Annotated in this window: 11 protein-coding genes; 6 read left to right on the forward strand and 5 right to left on the reverse strand. The window is 59.3% G+C overall.

The genetic code is table 11. From position 1 onward, the window contains the following. Positions 1-2: 2 nt before the first annotated feature. The 5 genes from GOB86_RS08735 to GOB86_RS08755 form a co-directional block, all read right to left on the reverse strand. Entirely contained in the window at positions 3-1,040 is a 1,038-nt protein-coding gene (locus tag GOB86_RS08735) for an ABC transporter ATP-binding protein (protein WP_165991960.1), read from the reverse strand. After that, positions 1,030-2,004, reverse strand: a complete 975-nt coding sequence (locus GOB86_RS08740) for an ABC transporter permease (RefSeq protein WP_165991961.1) — start codon at positions 2,002-2,004, stop codon at positions 1,030-1,032. Before GOB86_RS08740 ends, GOB86_RS08735 begins: the two co-directional genes overlap by 11 nt. A 15-nt stretch (positions 2,005-2,019) precedes the next feature. Continuing rightward, positions 2,020-3,030: an ABC transporter permease gene (locus GOB86_RS08745; protein WP_408737356.1), complete on the reverse strand. Its 1,011-nt coding sequence runs from the start codon at positions 3,028-3,030 to the stop codon at positions 2,020-2,022. A gap of 70 nt (positions 3,031-3,100) precedes the next feature. After that, positions 3,101-4,909: an ABC-F family ATP-binding cassette domain-containing protein gene (locus tag GOB86_RS08750; protein ID WP_165991962.1), complete on the reverse strand. Its 1,809-nt coding sequence runs from the start codon at positions 4,907-4,909 to the stop codon at positions 3,101-3,103. A gap of 63 nt (positions 4,910-4,972) precedes the next feature. Beyond that, positions 4,973-5,722 (reverse strand): response regulator, encoded by a 750-nt coding sequence (locus GOB86_RS08755; protein WP_165991963.1) that lies wholly within the window; start codon positions 5,720-5,722, stop codon positions 4,973-4,975. Positions 5,723-5,843: 121 nt separating this feature from the next. Here GOB86_RS08755 and GOB86_RS08760 point away from each other — a divergent pair, with 121 nt between their 5' ends. The 6 genes from GOB86_RS08760 to cydC all read left to right on the forward strand — a co-directional run bounded on the left by GOB86_RS08760 (position 5,844) and on the right by cydC (position 12,664). Next, a complete protein-coding gene (locus tag GOB86_RS08760; protein WP_338421521.1) occupies positions 5,844-6,344 on the forward strand; it encodes a sigma-70 family RNA polymerase sigma factor in 501 nt (166 codons plus the stop codon). A 113-nt stretch (positions 6,345-6,457) separates the two neighbouring features. Continuing rightward, a complete protein-coding gene (locus GOB86_RS08765; RefSeq protein ID WP_165991964.1) occupies positions 6,458-7,054 on the forward strand; it encodes a sigma-70 family RNA polymerase sigma factor in 597 nt (198 codons plus the stop codon). A gap of 116 nt (positions 7,055-7,170) precedes the next feature. Further along, entirely contained in the window at positions 7,171-7,332 is a 162-nt protein-coding gene (locus tag GOB86_RS16065) for a NepR family anti-sigma factor (RefSeq protein ID WP_231945768.1), read from the forward strand. Positions 7,333-7,433: 101 nt separating this feature from the next. Continuing rightward, positions 7,434-9,107: a histidine kinase dimerization/phosphoacceptor domain -containing protein gene (locus tag GOB86_RS08775; protein WP_165991995.1), complete on the forward strand. Its 1,674-nt coding sequence runs from the start codon at positions 7,434-7,436 to the stop codon at positions 9,105-9,107. 100 nt (positions 9,108-9,207) lie between these two features. Beyond that, positions 9,208-10,929: a thiol reductant ABC exporter subunit CydD gene (cydD, locus tag GOB86_RS08780; protein WP_165991965.1), complete on the forward strand. Its 1,722-nt coding sequence runs from the start codon at positions 9,208-9,210 to the stop codon at positions 10,927-10,929. Position 10,930: 1 nt separating this feature from the next. Next, entirely contained in the window at positions 10,931-12,664 is a 1,734-nt protein-coding gene (cydC, locus tag GOB86_RS08785) for a thiol reductant ABC exporter subunit CydC (RefSeq protein ID WP_165991966.1), read from the forward strand. Positions 12,665-12,714: the final 50 nt, after the last annotated feature.

Here is a 12,714-nt window from a genome sequence, read left to right on the forward strand (position 1 = left end):
TCTCATAAAACGGGTGATGTGCTGGAGCCAGACCGTGGGGGCAGGGGTGCTCCCTCCGCTGGCAGCACGCAGGCAACGGTATGGCCCGGCCCGACGGTGCAAAATCGTGGAGGCGGGGCAGGCAGGCAAGTCGCATGCGTATGTGCGCAGCGTGGCGCAAAGGCGCAGCCTACGGGGCGCTCCATAGGCTGGGGTGGTCCTCCGGGAATGGCGGGTAGCCGGTCTGGGCGTGGGCCGCTCATGGGGGGGATGGAGGCCAGAAGGGCCGCCGTATAGGGGTGCTGGGGGTGGGCGAACAGGTCCCGCGTTGTCCCGGTTTCCGCCACCCGGCCAGAATACAGGACCAGCGTGCTGTCGCATGTTTCGGCCACCACGCCCATATCGTGGGTGATCAGCAGAACCGAGGAACCATAGGTTGTGCGCAGGTTACGCATGAGTTCCAGAATCTGGGCCTGCACGGTTACGTCAAGCGCAGTGGTGGGCTCGTCCGCGATCAGGAGCGATGGGTTGCATGAGAGCGCCATGGCGATCATTGCGCGCTGGCGCAACCCGCCAGAAAGCTGGTGAGGGTATCTGTTGGCGGTATTGGCAGGGTCTGGTACCCCCATTTCTCCCAATAGTTCCACCGTGCGCGCACGGGCCTGCCTGCGGGAGAGGCGCTGGTGGACGCGCAACTGCTCATCAATCTGCCAGCCGATGGTATAGACCGGTGTAAAGGCGGTCATCGGGTCCTGAAAGATCATGGCGACCTCCCGCCCCCGCAGAGCGCGGAGTTGCCTGTCCGGTAAGGCAAGAAGGTCCCGGCCCCTAAAGCGGGCGGAGCCGGTAACGTGCACACCGGGTGCGTCTATCAGCCCCATCAGGGCCATGGCGGTTATGGATTTGCCCGAACCGGACTCCCCCACCAGCCCCAGAATTTCCCGATCGCCAATGCTGAAGGAAATATTCTCGACAATAGGAATAACCTGCCCGCGTGACGTAAAGCTTACGCACAGGTCACGTACTTCAAGCAGGGGGGGAGCGGGTGTGTTAGCCAACATCACGCACCCTCGGGTCTAGAAAGAGGTAGGCTGCATCCACCAAGGCGTTGGCCAGCACCACAAATACCGCGGAATACATGACCGTTGCCATAATAAGGGGCAGATCAAGGCTGTTCAGCGCCTGATAGGTCAAGCGGCCAACACCGGGTAGACCAAATACGACTTCCGTCAGCAAAGCGCCTCCTCCCACAAGCTGGGCAAAATCCATGCCAAAGAGGGAGACAAATGTGATCAGTGCCGTGCGCAGGCCATGGCGGAGCAGCACGCGGGTGGGAGAGAGCCCTTTGGCGCGGGCGGTGCGTATGAAGTCTTCCCCCATAATGGCCACAAGGTCTGCGCGTAAAATCCGGCTGTAAATACCAACAAACATGACCGCGAGCACGCACCACGGAATAACCAGCGCCAAAAACCAGCCACTCGGGCTTTGGCTGAATGGCACATAGCCCAGCCCCGGCACCCAGGAGAACAGCCATGTATCATGGTAACGGTTCTGGGTGATCAGGTTGACAACCTGACCAAGCCAGAAAACGGGGATGGAAATCCCAACCAGTCCCAGAATCATAAGTCCACGGTCAATCCATGAATCTTTGAACGCGGCGGCAATAACCCCCATGGCAATGGACAGAACCACCCATATGATAGCAGCACCGGTTACGAGGGAGAGGGTAACAGGGGCTGCCCGCATGATCTCTGGCACGACCAGTTCACCACGGTTGGCATAGCTTGCCAGATCACGCGTGATGAACAGTTTTTTCATCATAATGGCGTATTGCACGGGCAGGGGGCGGTCAAAACCATATTCTTTGCGGACTTTTTCCATGGTCTGGGGGGCTGCGTTGCGGCCTGCAATGCGTGCGGTCGGGTCGGCTCCGGGAGTTGCAAAAAAAACCGTAAACACCAGAGCGGAAATGCCGAAGAGAACAAAAACCGTCTGACCCAGACGGCGCAGGAGGGGCATGATCATGGTCTGTCCGTCCTTTCATTCCCGCCGGGATGTGTCGCGCACGTCCAGCGCGTCGCGTAGTCCGTCGCCCAGAATGTTCAGGGCGAGCACAACAGCCACAATAGCCAGGCCGGGGGCAATGGCGACCATGGGGCGGGTGTATATCAGCCCTTCACCATCAAGGATGATTGTCCCCCATGATGCAGCAGGTGCCTGCACCCCAATGGAGAGAAAGGACAGCGCACTTTCCGCCAGAAGCGCCATAGCCATGAGCAATGGCCCCATAACGACCAGCGTTGTGCTGACATTGGGCAGAATATCACGCAGCACAATTCGCCAGCGGGGCACCCCCAGGCATTTGGCTGCTGTTACAAATTCGGCTTGACGCAGCGCAATAACCCGCCCACGCACTGGGCGTGCGGCATAGGGTACATAGACCAGTGCGATAATCACAATGGGAATAAGCAGGTTATCGGCCTCTATGACAAACGGCCCAATCCGCAGGCCCGAGGTGATTGTGACAATGGAGAGCGATATGGCGAACAGGTAAACCGGCACCGCCCACATAATATCCATCAGCCGGGATAGAACCATGTCTGTTATACCGCCAAAAAAACCGGCGCTAATGCCCACCACCCCGGCCATGACAAGGCACAGGACCGCAGCACTGAAGGAAATAAGCAGTGAGTTCCGCCCCCCGTAGAGCAGGCGGGCCATAATGTCGCGCCCCTGACTGTCCGCCCCCAGCAGGTAGGTGGTGCTGCCTGTTGGCCCAATGGGGCTAAGCCCCAGATGCAGCGGGTTGTCGTTGGGCTGCATAATGTCTGTTTCCTGCCCGTTCAGCACAATGGTGCCTGCTACGTTGGAGACAAACGGGTCGGTATGGGCAATGTGGTGAGCATAAAACGGCGCGCACAGGCATGCCAGAACAATAAGGGCGAGAACAGCAAAAGAGGCAAGTGCGGAGCGGTTGCGTAGTAACGACCGGAGCGCGCTTGCCCATGGTCCGGCAGAAGGTCTGGGCGTGTCGGACGGCTTTGTCATCATGCCTGCGATTATCAAGTCATCAAGAGTGCAAAGTCACCTTGCGGTGCTGCGTAGGGCGGACACTGGCGGCTTACTCAGCCGATAATGCTTCACGCTTCATTTCCAGTTCAAGCCACTGTTCTTCACATTCTGCCAGTCTTGCCTCGATTTTCCCCAGTTCTGCAGAGTGCCGGTCAAACGCCTTGGGGTCCTTGCTGTAAAGGTCGGGGTTGGCCATGCTGGCGCGGTGTGTGGTGGCCTTGGTCTCCAGCTTTTCCATTTCCAGTGGCAGGTTGTCCAGCGCATACTGGTCTTTGTAACTCAGCTTGCGGGTCGCCTGTCTGACGGGTTGTTCCCGGGGCTTTGCGGGTTCGGATACAGGGACAACAGGTGATGTTTCCAGCGGTTGCAGGTTCCGCTGGACCAGCATGTCGCTATAGCCCCCTGCGTATTCAACCCACGCGCCCGCGCCTTCGGCCGCCAGAACGGACGTGGCTATGCGGTCCAGAAAGTCACGGTCATGGCTAACCAGAAGGACCGTGCCGGGGTAGGTGCTGAGCATATCTTGCAAAATGTCTAGCGTTTCCAGATCCAGATCGTTGGTCGGTTCATCCAGAATAAGCAGGTTGGACGGCTTGGCCAGCGCACAGGCCAGCATCAGGCGGCCACGCTCCCCACCAGACAGGACGCTAACAGGTGTGCGCGCCTGTTCCGGGCGGAACAGAAAATCCTTCATGTAGCCAATAACATGGCGTTTTTCGTCCCCGATCTGCACCATGTCGCCCCCACCATCGGTCAGGGTTTCGGCCAGTGTGCGCTCGGGGTTAAGGGAGCGGCGCTGCTGGTCCAGCGTGACCATGCTCAGCGATGGGCCGAGGGTAATGGTGCCGCTGTCGGGCTGGTCGCCCCCGGTCAGCAGGCGCAGCAGGGTTGTTTTGCCCGCACCGTTGGCCCCCACAACGCCCAGTCGGTCCCCGCGCAGGACGCGCAGGTTCAGGTTATGAATAACGCATTTGTCGCCCCATGCTTTGTTCACATCCTCTGCCACAGCCACAAGACGGCTGGAGGTGGAGGCGGACTGAGCGTTCAGGGTTACGGTGCCCGGTGCACGCACGGCGTCTTTTCGGGCGGTGCGCAGAGCGGCCAGTTCGCGCACGCGGCGCACGTTGCGCTTGCGGCGGGCTGTTACGCCGTAGCGCATCCAGTCTTCTTCCCGCGCGATCTGGCGGTCCAGTTTGTGCGCGTCACGCTCCTCCTGTTCCAGCACTTCCTCGCGCCAGGATTCAAAGCGGTCAAACCCTTCATCCAGCCTGCGGGTGATGCCCCGGTCCAGCCAGACAACGGAGCGAGACAGGGTGGAAAGCAGCCGCCGGTCATGGCTGATCATGATCATGGCCGAGCCAAGGCTAAGCAACTCGCGCTCAAGCCATTCAATGGTTGGCATGTCCAGATGGTTGGTTGGTTCGTCCAGCAACAGTATGTCGGGTGCGGCGGCCAGCACGCCTGCAATGGCGCAACGCCGTGTTTCCCCCCCCGAGAGGTGGGCTGTGCTTTCCTCGCCCGTCAGGCCCAGAGCGTCCAGCATGGGGCCGGTGCGCCATTCCATGTTGGGGTCGGCAATCTGGGCGGCAACATAATCGGCCGTTGTGGCAAATGCGCTCAGGTCGGGTTCTTGCGGCAGGTAGCGCAGGGATGCGCCGGGCTGGAGGAACACACTGCCCGCATCAGGCTGGATAATGCCTGCCGCGATTTTGAGCAGGGTGGATTTGCCAGATCCGTTACGTCCGACCAGACAGACGCGCTCCCCCTTGCCAACAGCAAATCCCGCGCCGTCTAGGAGCGGCTTGCCGCCAAGGGTTAGGGTAATATCCTGCAAATGAAGTAGGGGGGGGAGCGCCATAACAGATTGAGCCGTTCCAGAATAAAGTCGATCAAGGTTTCTGGCAGCTTTTTACCCAACAGATCAGGTCTGAGCTACACCCATACTGCTTACGGCCTGATAGGTGGCAACGGCAAGGGTTAAGGGGTCAAACGGTTTGGTAATAACAAAGCAGGGTTCCAGTTTTTCGCCCGTCAGCAGTCTTTCGGGGTAGGCGGTTACGTAAATGACTGGAACTTTGAATGTTGCTGTAATTTCTGCCACTGCGGCCATGCCATCCCCCCCGGGTCCGAGGTTGATGTCCGCCAGAATAAGCCCGGGGCGGGTTTGTGCGGCCAGTTGGACGGCATCGGCCTGCGTGTGGGCAACGCCTGCAACCTTGTGACCACACTGCATGACCAGAAGTTCGATATCCATGGCAATAATCGGCTCGTCCTCAATAATCAGGACCGATGTCTGCACGCCTTTGTGGAGCTGCTTCTGGGCGGCTTCCAGCTCCTGCGCCGCATGGTCGTTGGGCAGGCCAATAATGCGGGCTGCGGTCTCCACGTTAATTTCTTCCAGCGTGGTCAGCAGCAGCAACTGCCGCTGTACGGGGGAAAGGCCTGGCCCTTGCGTGCTTCTATGCGTTTCGTCCATGCCATAAAGGCGCGAGATTGCCTGATAGAGCTGGAGCAGGGGCGTAAACCCTTCCGCCGGAGGTTGTGATGTCAGCCCCCTCAGGCTTTGTGCCACCAGCAGATCGCCCTCCGGCTGGTTGCCAGTCAGGGCGCGTGCATAACGTCTGCCATAAGGGAGAGCCCGGATCAGCCCGTCACGCAGTGACTCTGACATGACAAATCTCCTTATGATTAGGTCATGATAAAAACATACGGTAAGGCAATGATGCCACGGAGCGGCGTTTGCCGAAAGGGGATGAAGCCTGATTAACACACCAAATCCCGATCATGAGGACGTGCGCCCCACCTTTAGGGGGGAATTGCTCGCACTTTTGCCGTCTTTGCGCGGCTTTGCCCGCTTTTTGGCGCGCGACCCCACCATGGCTGATGATCTGGTGCAGGAGACTGTTCTGCGCGCATTGGACCGTATGGCGCAGTATGAGGCGGGCAGTAGCCTCAAGGCGTGGTGCTTTACCATCTTGCGCAATCTTTTTCTTGAACAGCGGCGGCGCGGCAAAAAAGAGCGTGAGGTGCTGGCCCATTACGAGCAACAGCCCCCCTTGCGCGCGGCCTCTGCCGCCGATGGGCGGCAGGAAGTGCATGAACTGGAGGTTCTGCTCTGGCAGTTGAGCCCTCTGCTGCGTGAGGCTCTGGTGCTGATTGGTGCGCAGGGCATGACCTATGTGGAGGCAGCCGAAATTTGCGAGGTGGATGTTGGCACTATCAAGGCGCGCGTGTCCCGCGCCAGAACCATGCTGCACAAACTGGCCCAGCAGCAGGCGGGGGAGGGCGGGTAACCTTGGATGGGGCGCGCTCTCGTTTTCGTGATTACAAAAAATGCACCTCCATGTAACCTTGCCGGGGTCTTGTTCATTGCTCCCTTAAACGGAAGAAGAGCGGAGTAAAAACAATGACAGCCTCGTTATTCCACGATCAGGTCATCGCCATCCTGCCCAAGCTGCGCGTGCAGGCATTGGCCCTGACCCGCAACCGCACCGCCGCTGAGGATCTGGTGCAGGATGCTGTATGCAACGCGCTGGCCGCTCAGCAGAGTTTTATCCCCGGCACCAATTTTGGCGCATGGATGCACCGTATCCTGCGCAACCGCTTTATTTCCGACTTACGCAAAAAGCGTGAAACCACGGATATTGATGATGCGCCCCAGTCCATGCTGGCCGTGGCCGCCCGGCATGATGACCGGCTTGCCCTGATGGAGCTGGATGCAGCACTTGCACGGCTGCCAGACGACCAGCGGGAAGCTTTGGTGCTGGGGGTTCTTGAAGGAATGAGCTATCAGGAACTCGCGGACATGTCCGGCTGCGCGGTTGGTACGGCCAAAAGCAGGGTTTTCCGTGCCCGGCGTCAGCTTGAAGCTTGGTTAACTGGAGAAGAATCCGTGTCCGAGGCGGCTGGTCGTAAAAAAAGCGGACGTGTGCACACAAACGCTGCAAAAACCATTGGTGCCGCGCGCCCGGAGTCCTCTAGCATGAACGCTGCTGTAGTCTGAACATGGCGCACGCTGAGCTTGAAAGATGCAGGTCTGTCGGGGATGAATTGCCCGCCCCGCATGCAGCGGCGTCAGACAAACAATGGCAGGATCCTAGGTTCGGAATGGGAAAGAGTATGGACGGCGCTCCCCCCCGCAAAGGCAGGCAGTCTCGGGATCAGGCTTTTGATGTTTGGCTGAAGCGTGGCCTGCACCAGCTTTTTGATGACGTTGTGAATGAACCTGTGCCCGAAGAGCTTTTAAAGCTGATTGAGGAAGACCGGAGCAAGCAGGACTGAGCCGTTTGTCTGTATTTTCCCCGGTGGGGCAGGTCATCCGGCGTCTTGGCGGCCTGCTTATGTCCGGTTTGGGGCGGGTGTTTATCACCACAAGTGCTCGCATGCGGGTGCTGATCTGCCTGTCGGGCATTCCCGTTCTGAGCATTGGCGCCGTTCTCGCCCTTCGTAATTATCAGGAAGTCAGGGTCGGCAGTGCGCAGCGCGCCGTTGCGGCCATTATGCGGCTGGACCAGCAGTTCCGGCACGATACAGACCGCCTGCGCAGTGCGCTCGAAACAATCGGCAACATGGACCTGACACACGACCAGATCGTGCATGCGCTCAGGCTGGCTGAAACAATTAGCGGGCAGCGATACTGCTTTTTGGCTGTGCTGGATGAAAAAGGGCAAAAACTCGATTCTGTCTCCCCCTCCGGTCGCTCCTGCGCGGAAGTCGGGACCTTAACCCCACCTGCGCGCATTAACGCCACGGTCATGGAGGCCGTACAAAAAAGTGGTGGTGGGGAAGATAACGGAGCATTTTTGCGCATCACCGTTCCTGCTGCTTTTTTGGCCGAGCCGGAAGCACACGGTTATCTGGTTGGCATACTGCAAATTTCGCGCACACGCGCCTATCTGGGCGGAGCCTCGGGGTGGGAGGCCTTTTCCGATGACACAAACCCCGTTCAGGCATGGCTTCTCATGCATGATGGGGAGCTTTTTCCCGTCTGCACCAACTGTAACTGGGAGCAGCCCCCACCGGACCTGGTGTTCCGGTTGAAGGAAAAGCTCGAAAAAAGCGATCGGTCCGTTGTGTCCCTTCCGTCCATGCAGGGAGGGTACGCGCTGGGGGGGATTGGCGGTGGGGCGGATATTTTTGTTTCAACCCAGCGCACCCCCATAGAGGCCGATGCCCTGCGGGCTATGGTGTTCCAGATTGCGGCGCTGCTGTTCCTGCTTGCTGCTGGTCTGGTCGGGGTTACGCTGGCTGCTAATATCGTGCTGGTCTGGCCCTTGCGGCGGCTGACATATTCCGTGCGTAAATGGCAGATGGAGGGGGTGTTTGACGGGCGTGTCACCCGCACCATGCCGCTTGAACTCCAACGTCTGGGGCAGGCATTCACACGTGCGACCCAGCGCTTGTCCCGGCATGAGGCAAGGCTGAAGAAGGCCATGGCGCATCAGGAACTTCTGATGAAGGAAATTCACCACCGGGTGAAGAATAACCTCCAGATCGTCGCGTCTCTTTTAAATCTTCAGGCCAACCAGATCGCCCACCCGGAGGTCAAGGCGGAGTTTGCTCTGGCGCGGGACCGAATCCGTGCGTTGGCAACGCTGCACCGCACGCTTTATGCGGAAGACTCTCTGACCAGTCTGAATATGGCTGTATTCCTAAAAGATTTGTGTGAGCAGACCTTCCATGTCGCGGGGGAGGCGGATGCAGGGCGCATCAGCCTACAGGTGGAGTCAGACAGTTTCTGGATGGACCCGGATCAGGCTGTGCCGCTGGCGTTGATCGTGACCGAGGTCGTTACAAACTCGATCAAATATGCATTTCCCGACGGCCGGATGGGCGTTATTCATGTGCGCCTGACAAAAAATGGTAATCTGGTCACGCTGAGTGTTGGCGATAATGGCATCGGCTGCTCGTTCGACCCGGCCTCTGGCACGCAGGGGATCGGGCTTAAACTTATTCACGGTTTTGCCAGACAGCTTAAGGCATCTTTGAGCTATAGCGGAAAAGACGGCGTGTTGTTCACTCTGGTCATGCACATGGATAAAGCGGAAAACCCCTGATCCGAGGGAAGCCGCAGAACGCTGGCATGCCTTATGCGCAGCGGGGAGTGGCGATCTAAACTGTTGCGTCCTTGGCGGAGCAGTATAAACGCTGTCTGTCATGAGTAACGAGAAAGCAGCAATACGTAACTGGACGCGCCTCCAGTCGCGTCTTGGTCGTCAGGCAGCACGATCAGTGGTTGGGTCCGGGCTGCTCTCCAGTCTTGCTGGTATTGGGCAGGCTTGGTGTGTGGCTGTTGTTCTTGGGCATGCCCTTGTGGGCTGGCATGCAGGTGGGCAGGGAGCCGGGTTTCCGGCTTGGCCTTTCCTGCTGTTTCCGGCTCTGGCCATTTTACGTGCTCTTTGCATGATTCAGGCAGATGTGGCAGCCGCAAGGGCTGGTATTGTCGCCCGCAGGCGTTTGCGGGGGGAGGTCATGGCGTCCATTCTGGCTGGTGGTCCTGCCCTTCTGCGCCGTACGCATAGCGGTGTACTGGCTTCTGTTGTTGTGGACCGCATAGAAGCGCTGGATGGCTTTTTTGGCCGCTGGGTGCCTGCCTCCGTTCTGTGGATGGCTGCTCCGCTTGTTATTTTGCTTCCTGTTGGCATTTTGCAGCCGCGTGCAGCTGTTATTCTGGGGCTGTGCGGTATTGCGGTGCCTGTCGGGCAGGCTGTGTTTGGTATTGGTGCGGCCGTAGCCTCACGCAACCAGTTCCTGGCCATGACCCGCCTTCAGGCGCGCTTTCTGGACCGTATCAAAGGTATCGCCACCATTGTTCTGGCTGGCCGGACAGAGGATGAAACGCGCCGTCTGGGTGATGCCGCAGAAGAACTGCGTGTGCGCACCATGAAGGTGCTGCGGGTTGCATTTCTCTCCTCCGCGTCAATCGACTGCGCCATGGTTGTCGCGTTTATTCTGCTTGCGGTGCTTGATGGGCGGCAGGCGCTGGCCATGCAGGCAAGTGGTCCTTCTCCCGCATTGCAGCAGACTGTGATTGCCAGTCTGTTTGCCCTGCTGGCCGTGCCGGAATTTTTTGCTCCCCTGCGTAGTTTTGCTCTGGCCTATCAGGACCGGGCACATGCGCAGGGCGCTGCGACCGCCATACTGGACCTGCCCGAAGTCACGGAGCGGCCAGTGCTGGATGGGGCCAGAACCGTTAGCGCCAACGGCGTGATGGTGGCGTTTGATGATGTAGGCTTTACGTGGGATCCCGCACGCGGTGCTGCGCTCGAACATGTCAGTTTTACCGTGCCTGCGGGGGAAACGCTGGTGCTGGCAGGCCCTTCGGGTGCGGGTAAGTCGACTATTATGGAACTGCTGCTGGGCTTTATTACGCCCCAGAGCGGGCGCGTCCTGTTCAATGGCGCTCCCTTGCAGAGCATCGTGCCCGATGCGCTCTCACGCGTGGTATCATGGATCGGGCAAAAACCCGTGTTGTTTGCGGGGTCACTGCGCGACAACATTCTGTTCGCCAAACCCGATGCAGATGAGCGGGAACTGGCCAGTGCCCTGCGTTCTGCCGCAGTGGACGAGTTTTTGCCAACCCTGCCCGACGGGCTGGATACACAGATCGGCGAAGGTGGGTTTGGCCTTTCTGGCGGTCAGGCGCAGCGTATTGCCATTGCCCGTGCCTACCTGAAAAACGCGCCGGTTCTGTTGCTGGACGAACCCACGGCGCATCTGGACCCCGCAACCGAAAAAAGCGTTTTTGAAAGCCTGCAACGGCTTGCCGTTGGCCGCACGGTTATTCTGGCAACACATTCGGCAGCCGCCCATATGTTCAAGGGGCGGCGGATAGACCTGCAAAACGGGCGTGTGATCAATCGGCAGGGGGCCGCCTGACATGGCAACGCAAGATCAGACAACTGCCGCGCAAACCAATGTGCCGCCTGTTGTAACCGCGCCCCAGTCTTCCACCAGATTTACGGACTGGCAGGCCATATGCGTGATTTTTGGCCTGTGGCGTAGGCAGGGTGTGCGCCTGATCGTTGGCGCATTGCTGGCGCTTGCGGCATTGGCTTGCGGGCTTGCACTTATGCAGGTGTCCGGCTTGCGGCTCGCCGAGTGTGTTCTGGGGGAGTTGGTTGTAACAACCACGTTGCTGCGCTGGGTAGGTGCGGGGCGTGTGACGTTGCGTTATGCCGAGCGGTTGTTTGCGCATGATGCCATGTTCCGTGCGCTGGCAGACCTACGGGTGTGGTTTTTCCATTCCCTTGCGCATGGTGCCGCAGCGGGGTTGGGGTTCCGTCGGGCTGGGGATATGCTCTCCCGTCTGGTGTCGGACATTGGTGCGCTGGATGGGCTTTACCTGCGCATTGTGGTGCCGCTAGCCTGCGCATGCCTTACCTTTCCGGCGCTGTTGGTTATTGTTGGGCGGCAGAGCCTTGTGCTGGGGCTGGCTGTTGGGCTGCTGTTCGCCTGCGCCTCTTTTGTGGTGCCGTGGCTGATTGCACGGTCGGGGCAGAAGGCGGCCGAGCAGTCGGCGCATCTGCTGGCGCATTTACGTATTTCCGTGCTTGATCTGGTTGGTGGCCTGCGCGAAATCCGTGCTTTTGGCGCGGAAGGGCGGATGCTTACCCGTGTTCAGGCAGCGGATGCGGCTTTGCTGCAAGGGCAGATGGCAGTTGCCCGCCGTGCGGCTTTTGCCAACGCTCTGGCTTTTCTGTTCGGACAGATCGCCATATTTCTGGTGCTGTTGGCCATTGGTGGCATTCTGTTCCCCAAGCTGGGTGCGCTCGAAGGGGTAAGCATACTCTTCCTGAGTGTGGCGGCGTTTGAAAGTGCTGTTACTCTTACGCGTGCTGGGTTGCAGGCTGGCATTATGGGTGCTTCGGCCCGTCGGGTGGTGGAAATGGCGGTAAAGCCCTCCGTTGCCCGCGCGCAGGCTGCTCAGCAGGATGCGCCTGCCAACACCAGTATTCGTCTGGATAATGTGCGCTTCCGCTGGGCTGAAGACAGACCGTGGGTTTTAAAAGGACTTACACTGGATATTCCCGCAGGGAGTCGGGTGGCCATTCTGGGGCCATCAGGGGCTGGCAAATCCAGTCTGGCGGCTCTGCTGCTACGCGCTGCCAGCCCGCAGAGCGGGCATATTCTGCTGGGTGGAGAGGATATCACCACCATTCGCCCTGAGTCCGTGCGGAGCAAAATGGCTTGGCTCTCACAGGCAACACATCTGTTTGATGATACCATTCGCGCCAATCTTCTGCTCGGCCGCCCCGATGCCTCGGAAGAGGATATGTGGAACGCGCTTGATCAGGCTGCTGTGTCTGATGTGGTGCGGTCCCTGCCTGAAGGGCTGGATACATGGGTGGGCGAGGGAGGTATCCGCCTGTCTGGTGGGCAGGGGCGGCGTATTGCTCTGGCGCGCACGCTGCTGGCGCCCGCCCCCATTCTTATTCTGGACGAACCCGCCACCGGGCTGGACGCGCAGACAGAGCAGGAGTTCCTGCGGACGTTGAATAGCGTAACCGAGGGGCGTACCGTTATACTGATCGCCCACCGCCTGACCGGGGTGGAAAAGCTGGATCGCATCTGGCGTCTGTCCGACGGGGTGGCAAAAGCCGCTGCGGCTTAGGCCTGCTGGAATCGTTATTGACGCCAGCAGCCGGGAGGGGCACCAAATAA

Origin of the sequence: Acetobacter lambici (assembly GCF_011516885.1) — a bacterium.
Lineage (GTDB): Bacteria > Pseudomonadota > Alphaproteobacteria > Acetobacterales > Acetobacteraceae > Acetobacter > Acetobacter lambici.